Raw genomic sequence first — 25,568 nt, 5'->3', positions numbered from 1 at the left:
TGCTCGGCAAGGGGCCTTACCCGTAGCGCATGAATGGAAGCGAGCTTCGCTCTCCTTACCCTCATCCGCCCTTCGGGCACTTTCTCCCGCAGGGGGAAGGGCAAGGCGCCCCCAAACAAGGCCCGCCCCGTGCGGGCCTTGTCCGTTTCAGTGGCCCACGCCGCTTTCAGGCGAAAGCAACGGCCGCGCCAGCCTGCGCTTCGTTTAAACTCCCGGCTGGTTTTTGTGTTTCCCGTCGATAACAGACTCACCCAAACGAGCCTAGCCCCCAGACATGACCAACATCGCCAAGATCCACGCCCGTGAAATCCTCGACAGCCGTGGCAACCCCACGCTGGAAGCCGAAGTCACCCTGACTGACGGCTCGTTCGGCCGCGCCGCCGTGCCGTCCGGTGCTTCGACCGGTACCAAGGAGGCTGTGGAACTGCGCGATGGCGACAAGACCCGTTACCTGGGCAAGGGCGTGCGCAACGCCGTAAACAACGTCAACGGTGCCATCGCCACCGCGCTGGCCGGCTTCAATGCCGAAGACCAGCAGGGCCTGGACCGCCGCCTGATCGATCTGGACGGTACCGAGAACAAGGGTCGCCTGGGCGCCAATGCGCTGCTCGGTGTTTCCATGGCCGCTGCCCACGCGGTCGCCGCTTCCAAGAAGCAGGCGCTGTGGCAGTACCTGGCCGCCAAGACCGGTGCCACCCCGTCGCTGCCGGTGCCGATGATGAACATCATCAACGGCGGCGCGCATGCCGATAACAACGTCGATTTCCAGGAATTCATGGTCCTGCCGGTCGGCTTCAGCTCGTTCAGCGAGTCGCTGCGCGCCGGCACCGAAATCTTCCACGCGCTGAAGTCGGTGCTGAAGAGCCACGGCCTGAGCACCGCGGTGGGCGATGAAGGCGGCTTCGCGCCGGACTTCCGCAGCAACGTCGAAGCCCTGGACACCATCTTGGAAGCCATCGGCAAGGCCGGCTACAACGCTGGCGAAGATGTCCTGCTGGGTCTGGACGTGGCTTCCAGCGAGTTCTACGAGAACGGCAAGTACAACCTGGTAGGCGAGAACAAGCGCCTGACCTCCGACCAGTTCGTCGACTTCCTGGCCGACTGGGCCGCGCAGTACCCGATCATCAGCATCGAAGACGGCCTGGCCGAGAACGACTGGGCCGGTTGGAAGCTGCTGACCCAGCGCATCGGCAACAAGGTACAGCTGGTGGGCGACGATCTGTTCGTCACCAACCCGAAGATCTTTGCCGAAGGCATCGAGTCGGGCACCGCCAACGCCATCCTGATCAAGGTCAACCAGATCGGCACCCTGACCGAGACCCTGGAAGCCATCGCCATGGCCGACAAGGCCGGTTATGCGGCCGTGGTCTCGCACCGTTCGGGCGAAACCGAAGACACCACCATCGCCGACATCGCCGTGGCCACCACCGCCACCCAGATCAAGACCGGCTCGCTGTGCCGCAGCGATCGCGTGGCCAAGTACAACCAGCTGCTGCGCATCGAGGAAGCCCTCGGTAGCGGCGCGCGCTACGCCGGTCGTGACGCGTTTGTCTCGCTCAAGCGCTGATCGTCATGCGTAATTGGCGCTGGCTGCTGCTGGTGCTGGCGGTACTGCTGGCGTTGCTGCAGTACCGCTTCTGGTTTGGCCAGGGCAACTCGGGCGAAGTGATGATGCTCGAGGCGCAGGTGGCCAACCAGAAGCGTGACAACGACGGTCTGCAGCAGCGCAATGATTCCCTGGCCGCCGAAGTCCAGGACCTCAAGGATGGCGAAGCTGCCATCGAAGAGCGTGCGCGCAGCGAACTGGGCATGATCAAGCCCGGTGAGAAGTTCTATCGTGTCGTCGAAAACGCTCCGGTTGCGGCTCCCGCCGCGCCGGCGCCGGCAACATCGACGCCGGCCGGGCAGGGCAATCAACAATCGCCGCCGGAGAACGTGCCGTGATCGTGCAGACCTGGGCCGTAGTGCCTGCGGCCGGGCGTGGTGCGCGTTTCGGCGGCCCGGTGCCCAAGCAATATCTGTTGGCCGACGGCGAGCCGCTGCTCGCACATGCGCTGCAATCGCTGCTTGCCCATCCCGGCGTCGCCGGGGTGATGGTGGCCATTGCCGAGAACGATGCCGATTGGCCGGGCTGGACCTCGTTTGCCGACAAGCCGGTGCTGACCAGCGTGGGTGGCGCCACCCGCGCGGCGTCGGTATTGGCGGGTTTGCAGGCGCTGCCGGACAGCGTGCGTGCCGATGACTTCGTGCTGGTCCACGATGCGGCGCGGCCAAATCTGGCTGCCACCGATCTGAGCCGTCTGCTGGAAGTGGGGCGTGCGGACCCGGTCGGCGGCATTCTTGCCGCACCTGTGCGCGATACGCTCAAGCGTGCCGGCGATGATGGCGGCATTGACCGCACCGAGCCGCGTGAACGCCTGTGGCGCGCACTGACCCCGCAGTTGTTCCGCCGCCATCAGCTCACCCGCGCTTTGCAAGAGGCCGCTGCGGCCGGTGTTGATGTCACCGACGAAGCGATGGCGATGGAGCGGCAGGGCGTGCGCCCGTTGCTGATCGAAGGCGCCGAAAGCAATTTCAAGGTCACCACCCCGGCCGATCTGGCCCGTTTTGAATTCGAGCTGTCGCGGCGCGGCAGCTGATCCCTTGCCGGCGCGTTGGCGTCGGCTCTGCCAAGAAGTATTGCCATGAACTCTTCTGTTTCCTTCCCTCCCATCCGTATCGGCCAGGGCTATGACGTGCACGCCTTCGGTGAGGGCGACCACATCATGTTGGCTGGCGTGCGCGTGCCGCACAGCCGCGGCGTGCTTGCCCATAGCGATGGCGATGTGGCTTTGCATGCGTTGTGCGATGCCATGCTCGGCGCGCTGGCGCTGGGCGATATCGGCGTGCATTTCCCGCCCTCCGATGATCGCTGGAAAGGCGCGGACAGCAGCCGCTTTGTCACCCACTGCAATGAATTGCTGCGCGAACGTGGCTGGCAGGTCGGCAATGTCGATATCACCGTGATCTGTGAGCGGCCCAAGGTCGGCCCGCACGCGCTGGCGATGCGCCAGACGGTGGCGCAGCTGTTGGAGATCGAGCTGGATCGGGTCAGCGTCAAGGCCACCACCAGTGAGAAACTGGGCTTCACCGGCCGCGAAGAAGGCATAGCCGCGCAGGCCGTGGCCTTGTTGGTGGCCGCATGAACGCGCTGCCTTTGGCCTTTGGCGAGCCGGTGCTGACGGCGGCAATGCGCAGCGTGCCGGAAGATTTCCAGGTGGATGAAATTCCGGCTTTCGAAGCGACCGGCGAGGGTGAACACCTGCTGCTGGACATCCGCAAGCGCGGTGCCAATACCGTGGCCATTGCCAAGCAGTTGGCGCAGTGGGCTGGCGTGCCGGAAATGGGCGTCAGCTATGCCGGGCAGAAAGATCGGCATGCGGTGACCACGCAGCGTTTCAGCGTGCACCTGCCCAAGCGCGTCGCGCCGGACCTGGCGCTGCTGGAGTCGGATGAGCTGCACGTGCTGGCCTCGACCTGGCACAACCGCAAGCTGCAGCGCGGGGCATTGGCGGGTAACCGTTTCAAGCTGGTGCTGCGCAATGTGCAGGGCGACAAGGCGGCAATCGAAGAGCGTCTGCAGATCGTCGCTGCACGCGGCCTGCCGAACTGGTTTGGCGAGCAGCGCTTTGGCCGTGACGGTGGCAATGTGCCGGCTGTATTGCAGATGTTTGCGGGCCGTCGGGTGCGCAAGGATCAGCGCTCGATGCTGCTGTCCGCCGCGCGCTCGGCTTTGTTCAACCGGGTGCTTGCCGCGCGCGTGGAGCAGGGCAACTGGGACACCGCGTTGGAAGGCGAGGTGTGGATGCTGGATGGCAGTCGTTCGGTATTCGGCCCCGAGCCAATGAACGAGGTGCTGGCCGAGCGGCTGGGTCGTTTCGACATTCATCCCAGCGCGCCGTTGTGGGGCGTTGGTGAGCTGCGTGCTACCGATGCCGCGCGTGCGGTGGAAGATGAAGCGTTGGCCGATGAGCAGGCGTTGGCGCTGCGTGCCGGGCTGGAACAGGCCGGGCTCAAGCAGGAGCGCCGCTCGCTGCGGTTGAAACCGTCGCTGATGCAGCACCAGTGGCTGGCAGACGACGTGCTGGAAGTGTCGTTCGCATTGCCGCCGGGTTGCTATGCCACCGCAGTGCTGCACGAACTGGGCGAAGTGACTGATGCAAGCCGCAATGAAATTGCGGGCGTTGCGCCGACTGAAACCGAAGTGCCCAGCGCAGAAGACGCCGCCGAATAAGCGTCTGACCAAACCGTAGCCCGGGTAAGCGCAAGCGCACCCGGGAAGGAAGCTGGCAGCCAGTGTTACTTCAACATGTCGCGCGGACAGCCCCGGGTGCGCTTACCCGGGCTACGGCGACGGGAAGGTTGCCCTGGTTCAAGTGAACGGTAATGGCTGGCCGCGCGGGCGGCTCAGCGATTGGTCAACAGCACCAGTACCGCGCCGGTGCCGCCCTGGGTGGGCGGCGCCGAATGAAAGGCCAGCACATCGTTGCGCTGGCGCAGCATGCGGTCGACCAGGTTCTTCAGCACCGGTGCGCCGCCATCGGACTGCAGCCCCTTGCCATGGATGATGCGCACGCAGCCATGTTCATGCGCGCGCGCTTCCAGCAGGAACTGGCGCAGCAGGTTTTCCGCCTGCACGACGGTGGCGCCATGCAGGTCCAGTTCGTCCTGCACCGAATACTGGCCGCGCTTGAGCCGTTGAAACATCTGCGGTGGCAGGTTGTCGCGCCGGTAGCTGGCGGTGTCGCCGGCTTCCAGTGGCTTGCTGGAACGTAACAGGCGGGCAAATTCGCCCAAAGCCTCGGATTCATCCTGTTCTGCCATGCGCGCGCGCGGCTTGGGGCGTGGTTTGACCGCAGCCGGCGGCTCCACCGGGCGCATTGGCGTCACTTCGCCAATGGCCGAGCGGAACAGTGCGGCGTCATCTTCATCATCTGGGTACGACATTTGCACAGCGTAACGTGCGCGCAGTCGCAGGCAAGCCCTGTGGGGGTGGAAAGTGGCATGGTGCATTCCGGTATCATGGCCGCTCAGGTCGGTCCGTCCCGGTGATGTACTAACCGGGGGTTCCGGCGATTGCGGCGCTGAGTGGGAGCGCCGCGTGTTGATCCAGTAACCCAGGCCTTTAATGCGCGTACTTGTATCAAATGACGATGGTGTGGACGCCCCGGGCATCAAGATGTTGGCCGAGGAGCTTCGCAACGCCGGACATGAAGTCACCGTGGTGGCGCCGGACCGTGACCGTTCCGGTGCCTCCAACTCACTCACGCTGGATCAGCCGGTACGTCTGCGCCGCATAGATCACTACACCTGTTCGGTAGCGGGCACACCCACCGACTGCGTGCATCTGGCGCTGACCGGCATGCTCGAATACGAGCCCGATATTGTTGTCTCCGGGATCAACAACGCCGCCAACCTGGGCGACGATGTGATCTATTCGGGCACGGTGTCGGCAGCGATGGAAGGGCGCCACCTCGGCCTGCCATCGGTGGCGGTGTCGCTGGTCACGCACAAGCACGAAGCAAGGAATTTCCGCACCGCTGCCCGCGCCGCGGTAGAGATCGTGTCCCGGCTGATCGCCGATCCGCTGCCCGCCGACACCATTCTCAACGTCAATGTGCCCGACCTGCCGTGGGAAGAAATCCGCGGTTTCGAGGTTACCCGGCTGGGCAACCGTCACCGCGCCGAAGCCTGCATTCCGGCCACCGATCCGCGCGGCAATACCGTGTACTGGATCGGCCCGGCTGGCAGCGAGCAGGACGCCGGCCCCGGCACCGATTTCCACGCCGTGCGTACCGGCCATATTTCGATCACCCCGATCCAGGTGGACCTGACCCGCTACTCGGCACTGGAAAAGGTCGCCAGCTGGGTAGGCGGGCTGACCGACACCCTGGGGCAGCCGGAATGACGGCGCGGATGCGCCTGCAGCCGGAGGCCGTAGGTATCGGCATGACCTCGCAACGGGTACGTGACCGCCTGGTGGACCGCCTGCGCGAAGTGGGCATCGCCGACGAGACCACGCTCAATGCCGTGCGTGTGGTGCCACGGCATCTGTTCATCGATGAGGCGCTGGCGTCGCGTGCCTATGAAGACACCGCCTTGCCGATTGGCCATGGCCAGACCATCTCCCAGCCCTGGGTCGTGGCACGGATGACCGAGGTAGTGCTCGCGGTCGCACCGAAGAAGGTGCTGGAAGTGGGCACCGGCTCGGGTTACCAGGCGGCCATTCTGGCTGCGCTGGGGCTGGAGGTGTTCACGGTCGAGCGCATCGGCGACCTGCTGCGGCAGGCGCGCAAGCGCTTCCGCCACCTGGGCATGAACATCCGTACCAAGCATGACGACGGCCGTGTTGGCTGGCCCGAACATGGCCCCTATGACGCCATCGTGGTGACCGCAGCAGCGCCGGCCCTGGTCGATGCCTTGATCGAACAGCTGGCCGTGGGCGGCCGGCTGGTTGCGCCTGTTGGCGGGCCCGGCGGACAGGTGCTGTTGCAACTGACCCGGCTCGCTGATGGCACCATTGCCCAGGAAGAGCTGGCACCGGTGAGCTTCGTGCCGCTGTTGCCCGGCATGCTTGACTGAGACAGGACTACTCACTGAATGAAGATTTTCGGGCCGTTATACGACCGTGCCATGGTCTGGGCCGCCAACGAGCGCGCGCCAACCTATTTGACCGTGCTCAGTTTCATCGAGGCCATCATCTTCCCGGTGATGCCGGAGGTGATGTTGATGCCGATGTGCGTGGCGCAGCCGCGCAAGGGCTGGCGCTTTGCAACGCTGAGCCTGGCCGGTTCCATGGCCGGCGCGATGGTGGGCTATGCGCTGGGTCATTACGCCTTCGAGGTCTTGAAGCCGGTATTCGAAGCCATGGGCATGTTGCCGGCGATTGAAGGCGGCATCGCTACCCTGCAGGCAAAGATGGCGGAGTCGCCGTGGGCGGTGTTCACCTTCCTGGTGTTGGGCGGTTTCATGCCCATTCCGATGAAGGTCTTCACATGGGCCTCGGGTATCGTCGGCGTGCCGCTCCCGCAATATGTGCTGAGCATGCTGGTCGGGCGTGGCAAGCGGGTTTATTTGTTGGCGGCGGTGATCCGCTTCGGCGGCGCAAAGGCGGCCGAACGGTTACGACGCTGGATTGAGCCGTTGGGCTGGATCGCCACCGCATTGGTGGTGGGCCTGGTGGCGTGGTTGGTCTGGAGGGCTAAATTCGCATGAATGCATTGATGTTGGGCAAGGGATTGGGCAGGGCACTGGCTGTGTTGGCGGTGGTCTCATTGGCCGCCTGCGGCACCGCCACGGTAGTCAAACCTTCGGGCGGCAGCTCCGGTTCGTCCACCTCGACCACGCCGCGAACCTCGGTGGCCAAACCTGGCCAGACTGCGGTTGTCCGTCGTGGCGATACCCTGTTTGGTATCGCCCGGATCAACAACATCACCCCGCGTGATCTTGCCGCGTGGAATGGCCTGTCCGAGCCCTACACGATCTATCCGGGGCAGGCGCTGCGGCTGTATCCGGGCGGTGCCACGGCCAGTCGGCCAGCGACAGGCGGCTCTACGACGACCCCGACCCGGCCGGCAACGCCACCGCCAGCGACGGCTACCCCGGTCAACAGCGGTATCGTCTGGCGCTGGCCGGCCGAGGGCGCGCTGGTGGGCCGTTTCGTGGCCGGTGAAGCCACCAAGCAGGGCGTGGATATCGCAGGCAGCAGCGGCCAGGCCGTGCGAGCCGCCGGCCCGGGTGTGGTGGTGTATTCCGGCGCGGGGCTGGTTGGCTACGGTGAGCTGATCATCATCAAGCACAACGACCAATGGCTGTCGGCCTACGGTCACAACCGCAAGCGCCTGGTCAACGAAGGGCAGAGCGTGAAGGCTGGCGACCAGATCGCCGAGATGGGCCGCACCGGCACTTCACGCGACATGCTGCATTTCGAGATCCGTTACAACGGCAAGCCGGTCGATCCGTTGATCTATCTGCCGAAAAAATAGCTGGTTGCGCCGGCCAACGCTCGGCAGGTAGTGCCGAGCCACGCTCGCCAAAGGCCTTCCCAGCCAACCCGCACCGGTAGTGCCGAGCCATGCTCGGCAGAGGCCTTCCCAGCCAACCCGCACCGGTAGCGCCGAGCCATGCTCGGCAGGGGCTTTCCCAGCAAACCCGCACCGGTAGTGCCGAGCCATGCTCGGCAAGGGCTTTCCCAGCCAACCTGCACCGGTAGTGCCGAGCCATGCTCCGCAAGGCTTTCCCAGCCAACCCGCACCAGTAGTGCCGAGCCATGCTCGGCAAGGGCTTTCCCAGCAAACCCGCATACTTGCAGGAAAGGCATAAGCCGCAAAGCCGGTGATCTGTCCGACGCCTTGCGAGCAAGGCCCCTGCCGAGCATGGCTCGGCACTACGGATCAGCATTTACTTTCTGGTTTGCCTGCGACCTGGCGGAGCATGGGCTTCGCGGCTTATGCCGCTCCCACAAAAGCCAGGCACGGTAATGCCACAGCGCAGCATGGCTGCGCTCTACTGGCCGCTTTCCAGAATGATGGCCATCACCACGCGGCGGTTTTCGCCGGCCAGCACGTTGTACGTGCGCGCAGCCGAGGCGTTGTTCATCACCTCGATGCCGATGCCGCGGGTCAGGCAGGCTGCCATGATCGCGGCGGGCGGGAAAATCTGCTTTTCACCCGTACCCAGGATCACCAGCGCCGGATTCTGATCCAGTGCTGGTGCCAGGTGTTCGGCGCTCAACTCGGCGACCGACGCAACGGGCCAGTCTTCGATCAAGTTGTTCGGCGAAAGGATGAAGCTGCGGCTCAGCGCGCGCTCGTTCACCTGCGCGTGGCGGCCATCGGCTGAACGCAGGGAATAGATGTAATCAGGAAGCTCGCGACTGAACTGCATGGGTACTCCTCGGCGATCAGCCGCGCGGCAGAACGATCTGGCGCTTTTCCTTGGCCGGGCGGTAGAGCACGGCGACGTGGCCGATGCGCTGCACCAGGGCCGAAGCGCTGGCCTGGACCATTTCGTCGATCAGGGCGTCGCGCGCTTCACGATCTTCTGCAGCCACCTTGACCTTGACCAGCTCGTGGCGCTCCAGCACCTCGTCCAGCTCGGCCAAAAAGGCCGGGGTGACCCCTTTGCCACCGATTTGCAGCAGTGCTTTCAGGTCATGCGCAATGCCGCGCAGGAATCGGTTCTGGGCCGAGGTCAGGACGATAGACATGCAGGACTACAGGTAATCAAGGGGGTTCAGGGTATCATGACCACCCCTGTGAGCCCCATTGCCAATGCCTTCCCGTAGCAAAAGTAGCCAGCGCTGGCTGAAAGAACACTTCTCCGATCCTTTTGTGAAAAAGGCCCAGAAGGAGGGCATGCGCTCGCGCGCGGCCTACAAACTGGAGGAGCTGCTGGAGCGTGACCGGCTGCTGAAGCCGCATATGGTGGTGGTCGATCTGGGCGCCGCCCCGGGTGGCTGGTCACAGCAGGTGCGCAGGCAGATGGGTGATACCGGCCGGGTATTGGCGCTGGATATCCTGGAAATGCCGCCACTGGCTGGCGTGGAGTTCCTTCACGGTGACTTCAGGGAACAAGACGTTCTATCGCAGTTTGAAGCCATGCTCGGCAATGTACCGGTAGACCTTGTGCTGTCGGATATGGCCCCCAATAAGAGTGGTATGGATGCGGTTGACCAGCCGCGGATGATGCACCTGGCGGAGTTGGCGATGGATTTTGCCGACAACCATCTCAAGCCGGGTGGGGCGTTCCTGATCAAGTTGTTCCAGGGCGTCGGCTTTGATGACTACGTGCGTGAAATGCGCCGTCGTTACGACAAAGTCGCCATTCGCAAGCCGGACGCTTCACGCAAGCGTTCATCCGAGGTTTATGCCCTCGGGCTGAGCAAGCGCACCCAGATAAAGTAAGCTCAGCCATACGACTTTTCAGTATTTAGTATCTAGAGGGACACCGGAGCCGATGAGGATGAACGACCTGACCAAGAACCTCCTGTTGTGGGTGGTTGTCGCCGTCGTGCTGATGGTGGTGTTCCAGAGCTTTGCCCCGCGCAGCGGCGCAGCGGCTACTGGCGATGCCCGCAATTACGCGCAGTTCCTGCAGGAAGTGGATGCAGGCCGGATCAAGTCGGTCGAGTACACCGACAAGACCACGCTGACCACCAACCATCTGCGTTTCAAACGTGCTGATGGTTCCGACGGCATGCTTTACACCCCAGCTGATCCGAAGTTGCTGGATCAGTTGCTATCTAAGAATGTTGAGGTGGTGCGCCAGGAACCGGCTGGCCCGAGTTTCTGGGGCATCGTGCTGCAGTTTCTGCCGGTATTGCTGCTGATCGGTTTCTGGATCTTCATGATGCGGCAGATGCAGGGCGGTGGCGGTGGTGCCAAGGGCGCGATGTCCTTCGGTAAATCCCGCGCCAAGCTACAGGGCGAAGACCAGATCAAGGTCACCTTTGCCGACGTCGCCGGTTGCGACGAGGCCAAGGAAGAAGTCGGCGAGCTGGTCGAGTTCCTGCGTGACCCTTCCAGGTTCACCAAGCTGGGCGGCAAGATTCCGCGCGGCGTGTTGATGGTCGGTCCGCCGGGTACCGGTAAAACCTTGCTGGCGCGCGCCATTGCCGGCGAGGCCAAGGTACCGTTCTTCGCGATCTCCGGTTCGGACTTCGTCGAGATGTTCGTCGGCGTCGGTGCCAGCCGCGTGCGCGACATGTTCGAGCAGGCCAAGAAGCATGCGCCGTGCATCATCTTCATCGATGAAATCGATGCCGTGGGCCGTCATCGCGGCTCGGGCACCGGCGGTGGCCACGATGAGCGCGAGCAGACCCTGAACCAGATGCTGGTCGAGATGGACGGCTTCGAGGGCGGTGAGGGCGTGATCGTGATCGCCGCCACCAACCGTCCCGACGTGCTGGACAAGGCGCTGCTGCGTCCGGGCCGTTTCGACCGCCAGGTGATGGTCGGCTTGCCGGACATCAAGGGCCGCGAGCAGATCCTGCGCGTGCACCTGCGCAAGGTGCCGGCCGCCGATGACGTGCGTCCGGAAGTGCTGGCACGCGGTACCCCGGGTTTCTCCGGTGCCGATCTGGCCAACCTGATCAATGAAGGCGCCCTGTTTGCGGCTCGTCGCAACAAGCAGGAAGTCGACATGAAGGACTTCGAGGACGCCAAGGACAAGATCTACATGGGTCCTGAGCGCCGCAGCATGGTCATGCGTGAGGAAGAGCGTCGCAATACCGCTTATCACGAGTCCGGCCACGCTGTTGTCGCCATGTCGCTGCCCAAGGCCGATCCGGTGCACAAGGTCACCATCATGCCGCGCGGTTGGGCCCTGGGTCTGACCTGGCAGCTGCCGGAGCATGACCACATCAGCAAGTACAAGGAGCGCATGCTGGAAGAGCTGGCGATCCTGTTCGGTGGCCGCATCGCCGAGGAGATCTTCGTCGGCGAGATGTCGACCGGTGCCTCCAACGACTTCGAGCGCGCGACCAAGCTGGCCCGTGCCATGGTCACCAAGTACGGCATGTCCGATGTGTTGGGCATCATGGTCTACGCCGATGAAGAAGGCGGCTATGGCATGCACAGCAAGACCATTTCCGAGGCCACCCAGCAGAAGGTGGACGCGGAGATCCGTCGCATCCTGGACGAGCAGTACAACGTTGCCTACAGGATCCTGGACGAGAAGCGCCATATCGTAGAAGCAATGACGGCCGCGCTGCTGGATTGGGAAACCATCGACGCCGAGCAGGTCAAGGCGATCATGGAAGGTCGCAAGCCTTCGCCGCCGGCCGGTTGGGTGGACAAGGGCGGTAACAATGACAGCGCCGACGATGGCAAGGGTGGCGACGCCCCGCAGCCGGTGGCGCCGATCACCGATCCTGCCGGCCAGCACTGAGGCAGTCGTCTTGAGTCGATGAAAAACGGGCCGGTTTTCCGGCCCGTTTTTTTATGCGCCAGCCAGCGTGCTGGGCGAGAATAGCGGCATGTTGGTTTTTCCAGGCCCAGTCCCATGAATGCTTCCCCGCCGCCGCCCAAGGCACCCTCGGCCAATGTGCCGGAAATGATCATCGCCACCGTTGCCGGCGTCGGCTTCGGGGTGAAGACCGATAATTTCCTGGCCGGCATCTTCATCGGCGTGGTGCTGGGGGTGATCCTGAGCCTGATCGGCAGCCGCATCCGCGCCCGCAACAAGCCGTGACACGCTGGCCGCCATTTGCCTCGCCGCTGCCCGTCGGGCGGCCCACGATCCCTGATACAACGCCGTTTGAGCCCCGCTTGTGGCGGCTTGGGCCAGGTGTAATTGCAGTCCGCAGGAGCGCCCATGTTTGATGTTGTCCCCACCCTGGAATGCGGCGGCCTGACGCTTCGGCTGGATCGGCCGCAGGTAATGGGCATCGTCAATGTCACCCCGGATTCGTTTTCCGATGGCGGCCAGCATGCCGATACCGCGACAGCCGTTGCGCATGCGTTGGCGCTGGTGGAGCAGGGGGCCGACCTGCTCGACATCGGCGGGGAATCCACCCGTCCCGGCGCAAGCCCGGTGTCGGTGCAGGAGGAAATCGATCGGGTTGTGCCGGTGATCGAAGCCCTGGCTGCGCGGGTGCCGGTGCCGTTGAGCGTGGACACCTTCAAGCCCGAGGTGATGCGCGCTGCGCTCGCTGCCGGTGCGCACATGATCAACGACGTGCAGGCCCTGCAGCAGCCCGGTGCACTGGAGGTGGTTGCGGCCTCCAACGCGGCGGTAGTGTTGATGCACGCGGTTGGCGGGCCTTACGACGCCGGTGTTGCAAACAGCTATGTCGATATCGCCGGGGATGTGCAGCGCTTCCTCGCCGAGCGCATCTTTGCCGCCGAAATGGCAGGCATCGGGCGCAAGCGGCTGCTGCTCGACCCGGGCTATGGCTTCAACAAGGACACCGCGCAGAATTTCGCCTTGCTGGCGGCGCAGGCGCGTTTGAACAGCCTGGGCGCGCCGCTGCTGGCGGGCTTTTCGCGCAAGCGCTGCATCGGCGATGTCACCGGCCGTGCGCTGGCTGCCGAACGCGTAGCCGGCTCGCTGGCGGCACATCTGCTGGCGGTGCAGAACGGCGCGATGATGGTGCGTGTGCATGACGTGGCTGCAACCGTGGATGCGCTCAAGGTGCTGGCGGCCGTGGCTGCGGTACCGGCGCCGCGCGCCGACAGACCTGCCATGCCGCGCTGGCCGGACGAGGAGTGATGGGCGCCGATCAGCGGCCATTGGCCATCGCCCTGATGGGGCCTACCGCTTCGGGCAAGACCGCGGCGGCCATTGCCTTGGCCAAGGCTTATGACGGTGAGATCGTCAGCGTCGATTCGGCACTGGTCTACCGTGGCCTGGAGATAGGTGCGGCCAAGCCGGATGCCGCCGAGCAGGATGGCATTCCCCACCATCTGCTGGACCTGCGTGACCCCTGGCAGACGTATTCGGCTGCCGAGTTTTCTGCCGATGCAACGGCGGCAGTGCGTGACATTGTCGCGCGCGGCAAATTGCCGATACTGGCCGGCGGTACCGGCCTGTATTTCCGTGCCTTGCTGCAGGGCCTGTCGCCAATGCCGGAGGCGGACCCGGCCACGCGCGCAGCGATTGCCGCCGAGGCCGAGATCTGCGGTTGGCCGGCCCTGCATGCCCAGTTGGCGCAGCTGGACCCGGTGGCTGCCGCGCGCATCCATGCCACCGACCCGCAGCGCATCCAGCGGGCGCTGGAGGTGTACCGCCTGACCGGCAAGCCGATCAGCTATTGGCAGGCATTGCCGGGCATCGCGCGGCTGCCGGCGCGGGTGCTGAAACTGGTGCTGGCCCCGGCCGAGCGCGCGGTGCTGCACCAGCGTATCGAGCGCCGCTTCGACCTGATGCTGGAGCGCGGCTTCCTGGACGAGGTGCGGGCCCTGCGGGCATTGCCGCAGATGGCGGCTGTAGCCGCTCCACTGGACCTGCCGGCGGTACGCGCGGTCGGTTACCGGCAGGCCTGGCAGTTCCTGGACGGCCAGGGCAGTGCCGCTGAATTCCGCGACAAGGGCGTGTTTGCCACCCGCCAGTTGGCCAAACGGCAGATCACCTGGCTGCGCGGCGAGCTGGATGCGCGCTGGTTTGACCCGGTTCGGGACATGTCTGGTGTGCGGAACGCGGTTTCCCGCTTTCTGGAAGGCTGAGCGAGCGCCTGCCGGTGTACCATCAGGGTTCCGGGCGGGCAGGGGACGCCGCCATCAGTCCGGTTCATAAAAACAATAACGAGGAGTAGACGATGTCCAAGGGGCAGTCTTTGCAGGATCCGTTTCTGAATGCGTTGCGCCGTGAGCGCGTGCCGGTTTCGGTCTACCTGGTGAATGGCATCAAGTTGCAGGGCACGATCGAATCGTTCGATCAGTTTGTGGTGCTGCTGCGTAACACCGTCAGCCAGATGGTCTACAAGCACGCTATTTCCACGGTGGTGCCGGCGCGCAATGTGCGCGTGGGGCCGGGTGGTGGTTACGTGCAATCGGGTGATGGAAGCCAAGCAGCTGATGACGAAATTGACAACGACAACGAATAAGCAGGTGGCGGCGCATGTTTGATCGCTCTAAAAAGGGCGAACATGCGCTGTTGATCCAGCCGCATGTTGGCCGGCTGGAAGAAGATGTGCTGGAAGAATTCACCGATCTGGCACGTTCGGCCGGGGCAACCATCGCCGCGACGATAAGCGCGCGCATGGACCGGCCCAATCCTTCCACCCTGATTGGCAGCGGCAAGCTGGAAGAGGTAAAAGCTGCGGCCGATGCCACCGGTGCCGATCTGGTGCTGGTCAATCATCAACTCAGCCCGGTGCAGGAGCGCAACCTTGAGCGCTACCTGGAGCGGCGCGTGATCGATCGCACCGGTCTGATCCTGGATATCTTCGCCCAGCGGGCGCACAGCCACGAGGGCAAGCTGCAGGTCGAGCTGGCCCAGCTGCGGCATATGGCCACCCGGCTGGTGCGCGGCTGGACCCATCTTGAGCGTCAGCGCGGTGGTTCCATCGGTTTGCGTGGCCCGGGTGAAACCCAGCTGGAAACCGACCGCCGCCTGCTGCAGAAGCGGGTCGAGCAGTTGCAGAAACGCCTGGAAAAGGTGGAGGTACAGCGCACCCAGATGCGCCGTGCGCGGGTCCGCAGCGAAATGCCGCGTATCGCGTTGGTCGGCTACACCAATGCCGGCAAGTCCACGTTGTTCAATGCCTTGACCGGTGCCGAGGCCTACGCCGCCGACCAGTTGTTCGCCACACTGGACCCGACCGTGCGGCGGATCAGCTTGCCGGGCGGCAATGCGATGCTGGCCGATACCGTCGGCTTCGTGCGCAACCTGCCGCATGATCTGGTGGCGGCATTCCGCTCGACGCTGTCCGAAGCGCGCGAAGCGGATTTCCTGCTGCATCTTGTCGATGCCGCCGATCCGCTGCGTGAAGAGCGCATCGCCCAGGTCGATGAGGTTCTGGAAGCCGTAGGTGCGGGCGACTTGCCGCAGCTGCTGGTGTTCAACAAGATCGATCGTATCGAAGGTGCCGAAGTGCGCCACGATGCACAAGACGGCGTACCGGATGAATCACGGCGAGAGCGGGTGTGGGTTTCCGCGCGCGACGGCCGTGGGCTGGAATTGCTGCAGTCCGTGCTCGGCAAACGCCTGGGCCTGCAGCATGTCACCGGCAGCGTGCGTTTGCCGCCCAGTGCGGGCCGCCTGCGCGCACGCCTGCACCAGTTGGAAGTCATCCGCAGTGAACAGGCTGACGAAGACGGCTGGCTGATCGAAGTGGACATTCCGATCGCCGAGGCCGAGAAGCTGGCTGCCAGCGAAGAAGGCGCGGTGATCAAACCGCTGTTGCCGGAAAAGCTGCCCGAGTGGTGAGATCGGCAACTTGCCGGTTGAGCTGATGAGGGGAAAGACAGCCGGCCATTGGCCGGCTGTCTTGTTCCAGCTCTGGCAGTACTCGCAAAAAATGCGGCCGCATCAACCGCTTGTTTGTGGGAGCGGCATAAGCCGCGAAGCTCGCAAAGTGTCAGGCGGCAAAACTGCTTGCGATCCCCACACCCTCAGCTTCGCGGCTTACGCCGCTCCCACAGTTCCCCCAGCTACGTGAACCTGGAACGACATTGCCAGCGCGCAGCTCTTTTTTGTAGGAGCGGCGTAAGCCGCGAAGACAGCACACCGCCAGCCCGCAAAACGACGTATGGCCAACTTCATCAGCTACACGGCGAACCCCGCCCGTACGCAATGCCGGCACACGCGCAGGACAGCCCAACAGCTGTGCCCTGACACGCAGGCCTGATCTGCGGTAAAACGGCAGGGTTACCCACCAACCCCTGCTACCGCGATGTCCAATCCAACCGATGCCGATCTCAATGCCCAGGCTGCCGCGCTTGGCGAGCGCCTGCAGCAAGCCTCGCTGCAACTGGTGACCGCGGAAAGCTGCAGTGGCGGCTGGATCGCCAAGAGCATGACCGACATAGCCGGTTCCTCGGCATTCTTCGATTGCGGCATGGTGGTCTATAGCTACGAGGCCAAGCAGCGCCTGCTCGGTGTGCGGGCGCAGACGCTGGAGCAGTACGGCGCAGTGAGCCGCGAAACCGTTCTGGAAATGGTGGCTGGCGCCTTGATCAATTCCGGTGCCGGCATTGCGGTGGCGGTTACCGGTATTGCCGGCCCCGGAGGCGGCAGCCCGGACAAACCGGTGGGCAGCGTCTGGATAGGCTGGAAGCGACGCGGCGGCTATGCCCGCGCGCAGTTGTTCCAGTTCGACGGCGACCGCGATGCCGTACGCAGGCAAACCGTGGGTGCGGCATTGCACGGCATTGCCGAGCAACTGTGACATGCTGGCCCTGCCACCAAGCGGGGTAAGCATTGATGTGGGAAACACTGGGCACCGTCCGTGATCTGGGCCGGCTGCAGGAAATTGCCGGCGTCCTGATCCGTTATGGCTTTGGCGACGTAGTGCGCCGCACCGGGCTTGCTTCGGTGCTCGAACGCGCCGGTCGCCTGGTGCGTTGGAACGACAGCCAACAGATGCTGCGGATGACCGCGCCGGTACGTGTGCGCAGCGCAATGCAGGAACTGGGGCCTACCTTCGTCAAGCTCGGCCAGGTGCTGGCCACCCGCGTGGATCTGTTGCCGCCGGAATGGATCGCCGAGTTGTCCGAACTGCAGAACGCAGTGCCGCCATTACCGTATGCCGCGATCCGCGAGCAACTGGAGGCCGATCTGGGTGCGCCGCCGTCGCAGGTATTCGCCTTCCTCGATGAAACCCCGATGGCCGCTGCCTCGCTGGCGCAGGCGCATCGCGCGCGGCTCCACGACGGGCGCGAAGTGGTACTGAAGATCCGTCGTCCCGGCATCCGTGATGTGGTCGAGGCGGATCTGCGCCTGTTGGCGCGGCTGTCGGAGATCGTCGAAGCACGCCTGCCGGACCTGCGCCGCTATCGCCCGGCCGAAGTGGTGCAGCAGTTCACCGTCTCGCTGCGCAGCGAAATGGACTTTGCCGCTGAATGCCGCAACGCCGAACGCATCGCGCGCAACTTCGAGGGCCGCAACGACATTCTTATTCCCAGCGTGCATTGGCAGTGGACCTGCGAAAGCCTCAACGTGCAGGACTTCGTGGACGGCATCCCGGGCCGCAAACTCGACGCCCTCGATGCCGCAGGTCTGGACCGCGCTGCATTGGCCCGCCGCGGTGCCGATATCGTGTTGAAAATGGTGCTTGAAGACGGCTATTTCCATGCCGATCCGCATCCGGGCAACATCTTCTACATGCACGATGGCCGCATAGGCGTGATCGACTTCGGCATGGTTGGCGCACTGTCCGAAGCGCGCCGCTTCCAGGTTGCACAGCTGTTGCACGGGCTGGTCGAGCAGGAGCCGCAGGCGGTGGCCGATGTGCTGCTGGACTGGGCCGGCGGTGTGGAGGTTGACGAGGCCCGGCTGCAGCAGGACATCAGCCAGTTCGTCGATCAGTACCGCGGCGTGCCACTGAAGGATCTGCGCATCGGCCTGATGCTGGGCGACATCACCCAGCTGCTGCGCAGTTACAGCCTGACCTTGCCGGCCGACCTGGCGCTGATGATCAAGGCCTTCCTTACCCTGGAGGGCATGGGCCGGCAGCTGGATCCAGATTTCGACATGGCCAGTGCCGCGCGTCCGTTCCTGGAGCGGGTGGTGATGCAGCGCTACGCTCCCAAGGCACTGCTCAAGCGTGGCCGCCGCAGCCTGCTGGGGATGCTGGATTTCGCCGGCGAACTGCCGCGCGACCTGCGTCGGCTGGTGCAGGCCGCGCGCCGCGGGCAGCTCAAGCTGAGGGTGGAAACCACCGCGTTGCAGGGCTTTGGCGACCAGGTCAACCGCGCCGCCAACCGCTTGGTGGTTGGGGTGATTACTGCAGCGCTGATCATTGGTTCCTCGATCGTGATGCACAGCGTTGGCGGGCTCTCCAGCCGCTGGTTCCTGGCCCTGGGCTTGCTTGGCTTTGTCGGTGCCGGCATCTGCGGGGTGTGGATCCTGTTCTCGATCTGGCGCAGCGGGCGGCATTCCTGATTTACGACGAAGGGGCTTGCAGTTCTTTTTGTTAGTAGTAATACTACTAACCATGAACCTGACCGACACCCAGCAGGCCATCCTTGACTTGATCGCCGAGCGCATCGAGGCCGAGGGCATGCCGCCATCACAGACCGAGATCGCCCGCGCCTTTGGTTTCAAGGGCGTACGTTCGGCCCAATATCATCTGGACGCCCTGGAAGCGGCAGGCGCCATCGAGCGCGTCCCCGGCCGCGCCCGTGGCATCCGGCTGGTACGCCAGGAAGGCGAGGGCGATGCAGCCCCGCAGAGTCCCGCACCGGCCGCCAACGATGACGTGCTGCGCCTGCCCATCCTCGGGCGGGTCGCTGCGGGCCTGCCGATCGGGGCGGACATCGGCTCGGACGACTATGTGGTGCTGGACAAGGTGTTTTTCTCGCCGGCACCGGATTACCTGCTCAAGGTGCAGGGTGATTCGATGATCGACGAGGGCATTTTCAACGGCGATCTGATCGGCGTGCACCGCACCCGTGACGCGCTCTCCGGGCAGATCGTGGTGGCGCGTATCGACGATGAAATCACCGTCAAGCTGCTGAAGATCGCCAAGGACCGCATCCGCCTGCTGCCCCGCAACCCCGACTACGCACCGATCGAAGTCCTGCCCGACCAGGATTTCTCCATCGAGGGGCTGTATTGCGGCCTGCTGCGGCCCAACCGCTGAATTCTGCTGATTTGGAGCCCGCGGATTCGAAATCCGCGCATTCCGCAGCCGTAACTGTCTGTTTCTCTTACGTGGGGCGGGTGTTTGGGCTGCTGTCGGTATCCTTGTCAGCCCAATAATTTTGTCGTCTCGGCAGCAGTCTCAGCCTGTGCGATACGACTCCCCTACAGTGGACCCCATGACGAAATCAACGAAAACAACCCCGAGGACGAACGCGATGGACGAGAACAAGAAGCGCGCGCTTACCGCTGCACTGAGTCAGATCGAAAAGCAGTTCGGCAAAGGCTCGGTGATGCGCATGGGCGACCGTGTTGTCGAACCCGTCGAGGTCATTCCTACGGGCTCGTTGATGCTCGATATCGCACTGGGCATCGGCGGCCTGCCGAAGGGCCGCGTGGTCGAAATCTACGGGCCGGAATCCTCGGGCAAGACCACTCTCACCCTGCAGGCGATTGCCGAATGCCAGAAGCTGGGCGGCACTGCCGCCTTCATCGACGCCGAGCACGCCCTGGACCCGATCTACGCCGCCAAGCTGGGCGTCAATGTTGACGACCTGCTGCTGTCGCAGCCCGATACGGGTGAACAGGCGCTGGAAATCGCCGACATGCTGGTGCGTTCCAGCTCGGTCGATATCGTGGTGGTCGACTCGGTCGCCGCGCTGACCCCGCGTGCTGAAATCGAAGGTGAAATGGGCGACCAGCTGCCGGGCCTGCAGGCACGTCTGATGAGCCAGGCGCTGCGCAAGCTGACCGGCAACATCAAGCGTTCCAATACGCTGGTCATCTTCATCAACCAGCTGCGCATGAAGATCGGCGTGATGATGCCGGGCCAGAGCCCGGAAGTGACCACCGGCGGCAATGCATTGAAGTTCTATGCCTCGGTGCGCCTGGATATCCGCCGTATCGGCGCGATCAAGAAGGGTGACGAGATCATCGGCAACCAGACCAAGATCAAGGTGGTCAAGAACAAGCTGGCACCGCCGTTCAAGCAGGTCATCACCGAAATCCTCTACGGCGAAGGCATTTCCCGTGAGGGCGAGCTGATCGACATGGGCGTGGAAGCCAAGTTGGTTGAAAAGGCTGGCGCTTGGTACAGCTACGGTGAGGAGCGCATTGGCCAGGGCAAGGACAATGCCCGCGGTTACCTGCGCGACAACCCGCAGGTTGCGGTCCGCCTGGAAGCCGAGCTGCGTGAGAAGTTCCAGCCCACCGAAGCGGCGCGCGAAGAAGGCGACGCAGAGGACGGCGAGGAGTGATTTTCCCGCGGGAGCGGGCGGCGCATCGTCAGTGACGTCGTCCGCTCCTGCGGCATTTTGTCCATGAAGGCCCCGCTCCAGGGATGGGACGGGGTTGGGCGTTGCCGGGATTGGGCGTAGTAGGTGTTATGACCGAGATGGATGACCAGCCTGCGGGCAAAACCAAGCGTGGCCGTCAGCAGACGCCGTTGCAGCGCGCGTTGGGGCTGCTGGTCAGGCGCGAGCATTCGCGCAAGGAGCTTGGCCGCAAGTTGAAATCGCGAGGTGTTGATCCCGATGCGGTCGATGCGGCGGTCGCGCGCTTGGCCGAAGAAGGCTGGCAGGACGACACGCGTTTCGCCCAATCCGTGGTGCGCAACCGTGCTGGCAGCGGCTACGGGCCGCTGCATATCCGCGCGGAGCTTGGCACCCATGGCTTGGGCAGCGAGCAGATCGAGGCCGCCATGGCCTCCTTTGAAGGCGATTGGGCTGAAAACGCACGCGAGTTGGTTTGCCGCCGTTTTGGTGCCAGTGGCCCGGAAGATCTGGCGCAGCGGCGCAAAGCCGCGGATCTATTGGCCCGGCGTGGTTTTGATGGCAACTGTATCCGCCAGGCCAGTCGTTATGATCCAGAGGACTGATGAGGACTGCGCGGGCTGGGCCTGATACCCTTTCAGGGTTTCGGTTGTCCCGAATTCCCGCGCCTGCACAGGCTGCTGGGACCCGTTTGCCAGCTTATCGCCAGTCCCCATGAATACACCTGCCAAATTTACTACCTCCCAGATCCGCGCTGATTTCCTCGAATTCTTCAAGGGCAAAGGCCACACCATCGTGCCGTCGGCACCTTTGGTTCCGGGCAATGACCCGACCCTGCTGTTCACCAACTCGGGCATGGTCCAGTTCAAGGACGTGTTCCTGGGCGCGGAAAAGCGCAGCTACGTGCGCGCTGCCGACGTCCAGCGCTGCCTGCGCGCCGGTGGCAAGCACAACGACCTGGACCAGGTCGGCTATACCGCCCGCCATCACACCTTCTTCGAGATGCTGGGCAACTGGTCCTTCGGTGATTACTTCAAGAAGGACGCCATTGCCTGGGCCTGGGAGCTGCTGACCCAGGTCTGGAAGCTGCCGGCCGAGCGCCTGCTGGTCACCGTCTACCAGACCGATGACGAGGCCTATGCGCTGTGGCGCGACATGGTTGGCATCCCGGAAGATCGCATCGTGCGCATCGGCGACAACAAGGGGGCGCCGTTCGCTTCGGATAATTTCTGGCAGATGGCCGATACCGGCCCCTGTGGTCCCTGCACCGAGATCTTCTTCGACCATGGCGACCACATCGCCGGTGGCCCGCCGGGCTCGCCGGACGAGGACGGTGACCGCTTCATCGAGATCTGGAACCTGGTGTTCATGCAGTTCGATCGCCAGCCCGATGGCTCGCTGCAGCCGCTGCCGGCGCCGTGCGTGGATACCGGCATGGGCTTGGAGCGCCTGGCGGCGATCCTGCAGCACGTGCATACCAACTATGAGATCGACCTGTTCCAGGCGCTGATCCGCAAGGCTTCCGAGCTGACCGGCATGGCTGACCTGGAAAACAAGTCGCTGCGGGTGATCGCCGATCACATCCGCGCCTGCTCATTCCTGATCGTCGACGGCGTGCTGCCGTCCAATGAAGGCCGCGGCTACGTCCTGCGCCGCATCATCCGCCGCGCTCTGCGTCATGGCTGGATGCTGGGCGTGCGTCAGCCGTTCTTCAACAAGCTGGTGTCGACCCTGATCGAGCAGATGGGCGAGGCCTACCCGGAATTGCCCGCACAGGCCGACACGGTGGTGCGTGCTTTGCTGGCAGAAGAAGAGCGTTTCGCTGAAACCCTCGATTCGGGCATGAAGATCTTCGACGACGTCGCGGCCAAGGTCAGCGATGGTGTCATCCCCGGTGTGGATGCTTTCCGTCTGTACGACACCTACGGCTTCCCGGTTGACCTGACCGCCGATATCGCGCGCGAGCGCGGCATGACGGTGGACATGGCCGGCTTTGATGCCTCGATGGAACACCAGCGCGAAACCGCGCGTGCCGCCGGCAAGTTCGGTGGTGGTGTGAGCTTGCCGGCCGAACTGGTCGCCACGCTGTCGCCGACCGCGTTCCTCGGCTACGACGCGCTGCAGGCTGATGGCCTGAAGGTCGTCGCGCTGATCAAGGATGGCCGCCCGGTGGACGCCGTACAGGCTGGCGATGAGGTCATCGTGTTCACCGCGCAGACCCCGTTCTATGCCGAATCCGGTGGCCAGGTCGGTGATACCGGCGTGTTGTCGGCTTCCGGTGTGAAGCTGGCGGTCAGCGACACGCAGAAGTTCGCTGGGCAGTTCCACGGCCATGTCGGCACGCTGGAGCAGGGCGCGCTGAAGCTCGGTGACGTGCTGGCTGGTGCGGTGGATGCATCGCGTCGCAGCGCCACCATCCTCAATCACTCGGCTACCCATCTGCTGCATGCCGCCCTGCGCGAAGTGCTGGGCACGCATGTGCAGCAGAAGGGCTCGCTGGTGGCGCCGGATCGCCTGCGCTTCGATTTCTCGCATTTCCAGCCGATCAGCGCCGAGGAACTGGCGGTCATCGAGCGCAAGGTCAACGAGCAGGTGCGCGCCAACAACGCCGCCGAAGTGCACAACATGGGCATGCAGGAAGCGCTGGATTTCGGCGCCATGGCATTGTTCGGCGAGAAGTACGGCGAAAACGTCCGCGTGCTGAAGATGGGCGAGTACTCCACCGAGCTGTGCGGCGGTACCCACGTGTCGCGCACCGGCGATATCGGCCTGTTCAAGATCACTTCCGAAGGCGGTGTGTCCTCGGGCGTGCGTCGTATCGAGGCCGTGACCGGGCAGGGTGCGCTGGATTACGTGGCCGACGAGGAAGCGCGCCTGCATGAGGCAGCGCAGCTGCTCGGCGGCAGTGCCGGTGATGTGGTCGACAAGATCCGCCAGCTGGCCGAACGGCAGAAGAAGCTGGAGCGCGAGCTGGAGGCCCTCAAGGCCAAGGTCGCCTCCGGCGCTACCGCTGACCTGGGTGGCTCGGCGGTGGATGTGGCCGGGGTCAAGGTGCTGGCAGTGCGTCTGGAAGGCTTTGATGCCAAGGCCCTGCGCGATGCGGTGGATCGCTTGAAGCAGCAGCTGGGTGACGCGGTGATCGTGCTGGCGGGCGTGCAGGATGGCAAGGCGGCGCTGGTTGCCGGTGTCAACGGCGCAGCTGCGGGCAAGGTCAAGGCGGGCGAGTTGCTGGCGCACGTGGCGGCCCAGATCGGCGGCAAGGGCGGCGGTCGCCCGGACATGGCCCAGGGCGGTGGTGAGGATGGTCCCAAGCTGGTGGCGGCCCTTGAGGGCGTCCTGGCATGGGTCAAGCCACATCTGGCCTGAATGTGACAAGCCAAGCACCTTGTAGGTGTTTGCGCCCTGACGTTAACATTGGGAGTCTTTTCCCTTTGTCGTGGGGCGCATAGCTAGAAGCGCGCCAATGCCGGCGGGAAACCCTGCCGGTTCCATGGAGATTTGCAAAATGTTGATCCTGACTCGCCGTGTAGGCGAAACCTTGATGATCGGCGACTCGGTCAGCGTGACCGTGCTCGGCGTCAAGGGCAACCAGGTACGTATCGGTATCACCGCTCCGAAGGATGTGGCGGTGCATCGTGAGGAGATTTTCCAGCGTATCCAGCGTGGCGATGAGCCCGCGACCCCCGGAAGTGAAGAAACTTCCGAATAAGGGTTTACCTTTCACCTCGTTTAACGTTATTCTTCGCGCCCCGCTTCGGAATACACGCGGCGGGGCAAAAGAAACGGAGTGATGCCCGAGTGGCTGAAGGGGCTCCCCTGCTAAGGGAGTATAGGGTTAAAAGCTCTATCGAGGGTTCGAATCCCTCTCACTCCGCCAGTTTCAAAAAAGCCCCTTTCAAGGGGCTTTTTTGTGTCTGTTGGTTTTGTAGTAGCGGCTGCTGTTGATGAGTTTCTGTTTCGATGTGCCGGCGCGCCTGTCTGCGTTTTTGTAGGAGCGGCGTGAGCCGCGAAGCTCGCGGGCGATCGGATTGCTGGGTCTTGGATTCAATAGGGCCAGTGTCGCGGCATATGCGGCCCGCTGCGGGATCGGTGTCGTCTGGGTGTAGCTGTGAGTGGCGATGCGCTGTGGCGACGCTTGTAGGCTCTGCCGAGCATGGCTCGGCACTACAGAGCTGTGTGCTGCGCTGGGGTGCCTGTGTGCCCGCGTGCTTTTGCGGGAGCGGTGTAAGCCGCGAAGCTGGCGGGCGATCAGATTGCAGGGCCTTGGTGAATTCAATAAGGCCGGTGTCGCTGTTTATGCGGGCCCTCTATGGGGTGGGGCGCTCGGGTGCTGGTGGCCGCCGGTGCGCTGTGGCGACGCTTGCAAGGCCTCTGCCGAGCATGGCTCGGCACTACAGAATTGCATGCTGCGCCGAGGCGCTGGCGCGCCCGCATGCTTTTGTGGGAGCGGTGTAAACCGCGAAGCTGGTGGACGCTCAGGTTGCAGGCATGCGTGTGGATCCAGTCCGTGCGGCTTCGCTCTGCTCGTGCTGTCGCTGCGGTGTTGGTGCTGCTTGGGTGGAGTGGTGCTTGCGGGCTGCTGCTTCGCGGGGTCGTGGCGCGCTGGCGATGCCTTCGGGCATTGCTGGGGAGGCCTCTGCCGAGCACGGCTCGGCGCTACACTCGACGTTGGTTATTGCGGGGCTCTGGTGCTTGCTTCAGTGCTGTTTTGTCCGGCGTGATAATCCATCCGCAAAACGCACATAAAAAAACAGCAGGCAATGCCTGCTGTTTTTGGTATTGGTGCGCTCGGAGAGATTCGAACTCCCGACCACCTGGTTCGTAGCCAGGTACTCTATCCAACTGAGCTACGAGCGCTCAACATTGCTGTTGTAGTTTGAAGCGGTGCAGATTATATCTGCGTTCTGACATGGTGCGCTCGGAGAGATTCGAACTCCCGACCACCTGGTTCGTAGCCAGGTACTCTATCCAACTGAGCTACGAGCGCGTCGTTGCCAGGAGCGAGATTATGCG

The 25,568-nt window shown here is 63.8% G+C and carries 26 protein-coding genes and 3 tRNA genes; 24 read left to right on the top strand and 5 right to left on the bottom strand.

Features of this window, described 5'->3' with window-relative positions; translation table 11 throughout:
* The first annotated feature begins 274 nt into the window (after positions 1 to 274).
* From eno to truD, 5 genes are read left to right on the top strand one after another with little or no spacing between them, the layout of a single operon-like run.
* Positions 275 to 1,567, top strand: a complete 1,293-nt coding sequence (gene eno, locus ACVOKO_RS05540; RefSeq protein WP_346497957.1) for a phosphopyruvate hydratase — start codon at positions 275 to 277, stop codon at positions 1,565 to 1,567.
* A gap of 5 nt (positions 1,568 to 1,572) precedes the next feature.
* Positions 1,573 to 1,944 carry a cell division protein FtsB gene (gene ftsB, locus ACVOKO_RS05535; RefSeq protein WP_346497956.1) on the top strand — a complete coding sequence of 124 codons (372 nt, stop codon included), beginning with the start codon at positions 1,573 to 1,575 and terminating at the stop codon, positions 1,942 to 1,944.
* Positions 1,941 to 2,639 (top strand): 2-C-methyl-D-erythritol 4-phosphate cytidylyltransferase, encoded by a 699-nt coding sequence (ispD, locus tag ACVOKO_RS05530; protein WP_430980719.1) that lies wholly within the window; start codon positions 1,941 to 1,943, stop codon positions 2,637 to 2,639. Before ftsB ends, ispD begins: the two co-directional genes overlap by 4 nt.
* Positions 2,640 to 2,684: 45 nt before the next feature.
* Positions 2,685 to 3,185, top strand: a complete 501-nt coding sequence (gene ispF / locus ACVOKO_RS05525) for a 2-C-methyl-D-erythritol 2,4-cyclodiphosphate synthase (RefSeq protein ID WP_346497955.1) — start codon at positions 2,685 to 2,687, stop codon at positions 3,183 to 3,185.
* The gene (truD, locus tag ACVOKO_RS05520; RefSeq protein WP_346497954.1) at positions 3,182 to 4,273 is read left to right on the top strand and encodes a tRNA pseudouridine(13) synthase TruD; all 1,092 of its coding nucleotides are present in this window, start codon (positions 3,182 to 3,184) and stop codon (positions 4,271 to 4,273) included. The genes ispF and truD overlap by 4 nt, the downstream gene beginning before the upstream one ends.
* Positions 4,274 to 4,446: 173 nt before the next feature.
* Here truD and ACVOKO_RS05515 read toward each other — a convergent pair whose 3' ends face one another.
* A complete protein-coding gene (locus tag ACVOKO_RS05515) occupies positions 4,447 to 4,986 on the bottom strand; it encodes a Smr/MutS family protein (protein WP_346497953.1) in 540 nt (179 codons plus the stop codon).
* Positions 4,987 to 5,167: 181 nt separating this feature from the next.
* On the opposite strand from ACVOKO_RS05515, the gene surE reads away from it, so the two are divergent.
* Genes surE through ACVOKO_RS05495 form a run of 4 tightly spaced genes read left to right on the top strand, consistent with a single transcriptional unit; the run spans position 5,168 to position 8,024 of the window.
* Positions 5,168 to 5,947, top strand: coding sequence for a 5'/3'-nucleotidase SurE (surE, locus tag ACVOKO_RS05510; protein ID WP_346497952.1), 780 nt, complete (start codon positions 5,168 to 5,170; stop codon positions 5,945 to 5,947).
* Positions 5,944 to 6,621 (top strand): protein-L-isoaspartate(D-aspartate) O-methyltransferase, encoded by a 678-nt coding sequence (locus ACVOKO_RS05505; RefSeq protein ID WP_346497951.1) that lies wholly within the window; start codon positions 5,944 to 5,946, stop codon positions 6,619 to 6,621. Before surE ends, ACVOKO_RS05505 begins: the two co-directional genes overlap by 4 nt.
* Positions 6,622 to 6,639: 18 nt before the next feature.
* A complete protein-coding gene (locus ACVOKO_RS05500; protein ID WP_346497950.1) occupies positions 6,640 to 7,254 on the top strand; it encodes a YqaA family protein in 615 nt (204 codons plus the stop codon).
* Complete coding sequence (locus tag ACVOKO_RS05495) at positions 7,251 to 8,024, top strand: peptidoglycan DD-metalloendopeptidase family protein (RefSeq protein WP_346497949.1); 774 nt, start codon at positions 7,251 to 7,253, stop codon at positions 8,022 to 8,024. The genes ACVOKO_RS05500 and ACVOKO_RS05495 overlap by 4 nt, the downstream gene beginning before the upstream one ends.
* 520 nt (positions 8,025 to 8,544) lie before the next feature.
* Here the strand turns inward: ACVOKO_RS05495 and ACVOKO_RS05490 are convergent.
* Positions 8,545 to 8,925, bottom strand: coding sequence for an Mth938-like domain-containing protein (locus ACVOKO_RS05490; protein WP_346497948.1), 381 nt, complete (start codon positions 8,923 to 8,925; stop codon positions 8,545 to 8,547).
* Between the two features lie 16 nt (positions 8,926 to 8,941).
* Positions 8,942 to 9,247, bottom strand: coding sequence for a ribosome assembly RNA-binding protein YhbY (gene yhbY, locus ACVOKO_RS05485; protein WP_057628262.1), 306 nt, complete (start codon positions 9,245 to 9,247; stop codon positions 8,942 to 8,944).
* Between the two features lie 64 nt (positions 9,248 to 9,311).
* On the opposite strand from yhbY, the gene rlmE reads away from it, so the two are divergent.
* From rlmE to ACVOKO_RS05410, 15 genes are all read left to right on the top strand, one after another.
* Positions 9,312 to 9,944 carry a 23S rRNA (uridine(2552)-2'-O)-methyltransferase RlmE gene (gene rlmE / locus ACVOKO_RS05480; protein ID WP_346497947.1) on the top strand — a complete coding sequence of 211 codons (633 nt, stop codon included), beginning with the start codon at positions 9,312 to 9,314 and terminating at the stop codon, positions 9,942 to 9,944.
* A gap of 58 nt (positions 9,945 to 10,002) precedes the next feature.
* Positions 10,003 to 11,928 (top strand): ATP-dependent zinc metalloprotease FtsH, encoded by a 1,926-nt coding sequence (gene ftsH / locus ACVOKO_RS05475; protein WP_346497946.1) that lies wholly within the window; start codon positions 10,003 to 10,005, stop codon positions 11,926 to 11,928.
* Positions 11,929 to 12,042: 114 nt separating this feature from the next.
* The gene (locus ACVOKO_RS05470; RefSeq protein ID WP_346497945.1) at positions 12,043 to 12,231 is read left to right on the top strand and encodes a hypothetical protein; all 189 of its coding nucleotides are present in this window, start codon (positions 12,043 to 12,045) and stop codon (positions 12,229 to 12,231) included.
* 123 nt (positions 12,232 to 12,354) lie between these two features.
* On the top strand, positions 12,355 to 13,251 hold the full coding sequence (gene folP / locus ACVOKO_RS05465) for a dihydropteroate synthase (protein WP_346497944.1): 897 nt from the start codon (positions 12,355 to 12,357) through the stop codon (positions 13,249 to 13,251).
* Positions 13,251 to 14,204, top strand: coding sequence for a tRNA (adenosine(37)-N6)-dimethylallyltransferase MiaA (miaA, locus tag ACVOKO_RS05460; protein ID WP_346497943.1), 954 nt, complete (start codon positions 13,251 to 13,253; stop codon positions 14,202 to 14,204). The genes folP and miaA overlap by 1 nt, the downstream gene beginning before the upstream one ends.
* Before the next feature lie 92 nt (positions 14,205 to 14,296).
* The gene (hfq, locus tag ACVOKO_RS05455) at positions 14,297 to 14,584 is read left to right on the top strand and encodes an RNA chaperone Hfq (RefSeq protein ID WP_057628256.1); all 288 of its coding nucleotides are present in this window, start codon (positions 14,297 to 14,299) and stop codon (positions 14,582 to 14,584) included.
* 14 nt (positions 14,585 to 14,598) lie between these two features.
* A complete protein-coding gene (gene hflX / locus ACVOKO_RS05450; protein ID WP_346497942.1) occupies positions 14,599 to 15,909 on the top strand; it encodes a ribosome rescue GTPase HflX in 1,311 nt (436 codons plus the stop codon).
* Positions 15,910 to 16,375: 466 nt separating this feature from the next.
* Entirely contained in the window at positions 16,376 to 16,870 is a 495-nt protein-coding gene (locus tag ACVOKO_RS05445) for a CinA family protein (protein WP_346497941.1), read from the top strand.
* Between the two features lie 35 nt (positions 16,871 to 16,905).
* Positions 16,906 to 18,585: a 2-polyprenylphenol 6-hydroxylase gene (ubiB, locus tag ACVOKO_RS05440; RefSeq protein WP_346497940.1), complete on the top strand. Its 1,680-nt coding sequence runs from the start codon at positions 16,906 to 16,908 to the stop codon at positions 18,583 to 18,585.
* 52 nt (positions 18,586 to 18,637) lie between these two features.
* Positions 18,638 to 19,285, top strand: coding sequence for a transcriptional repressor LexA (gene lexA / locus ACVOKO_RS05435; protein ID WP_346497939.1), 648 nt, complete (start codon positions 18,638 to 18,640; stop codon positions 19,283 to 19,285).
* A 217-nt stretch (positions 19,286 to 19,502) separates the two neighbouring features.
* Complete coding sequence (gene recA, locus ACVOKO_RS05430) at positions 19,503 to 20,540, top strand: recombinase RecA (protein WP_346497938.1); 1,038 nt, start codon at positions 19,503 to 19,505, stop codon at positions 20,538 to 20,540.
* A gap of 137 nt (positions 20,541 to 20,677) precedes the next feature.
* Positions 20,678 to 21,160: a recombination regulator RecX gene (gene recX, locus ACVOKO_RS05425; RefSeq protein ID WP_346498006.1), complete on the top strand. Its 483-nt coding sequence runs from the start codon at positions 20,678 to 20,680 to the stop codon at positions 21,158 to 21,160.
* A gap of 109 nt (positions 21,161 to 21,269) precedes the next feature.
* Positions 21,270 to 23,921, top strand: a complete 2,652-nt coding sequence (alaS, locus tag ACVOKO_RS05420) for an alanine--tRNA ligase (protein WP_346497937.1) — start codon at positions 21,270 to 21,272, stop codon at positions 23,919 to 23,921.
* A 139-nt stretch (positions 23,922 to 24,060) separates the two neighbouring features.
* Positions 24,061 to 24,264 (top strand): carbon storage regulator CsrA, encoded by a 204-nt coding sequence (csrA, locus tag ACVOKO_RS05415; RefSeq protein ID WP_057628248.1) that lies wholly within the window; start codon positions 24,061 to 24,063, stop codon positions 24,262 to 24,264.
* A gap of 75 nt (positions 24,265 to 24,339) precedes the next feature.
* A tRNA-Ser gene (locus ACVOKO_RS05410) sits at positions 24,340 to 24,432 on the top strand.
* Between the two features lie 903 nt (positions 24,433 to 25,335).
* Here the strand turns inward: ACVOKO_RS05410 and ACVOKO_RS05405 are convergent.
* Positions 25,336 to 25,412 (bottom strand) — tRNA-Arg (locus ACVOKO_RS05405).
* A gap of 53 nt (positions 25,413 to 25,465) precedes the next feature.
* A tRNA-Arg gene (locus ACVOKO_RS05400) sits at positions 25,466 to 25,542 on the bottom strand.
* Between the last annotated feature and the right edge of the window lie 26 nt (positions 25,543 to 25,568).

This window comes from Stenotrophomonas sp. STEN240 (genome assembly GCF_056756175.1).
Note: the sequence above shows the minus strand (reverse complement) of the source record. Positions and strands in the feature narration are given on the sequence as shown.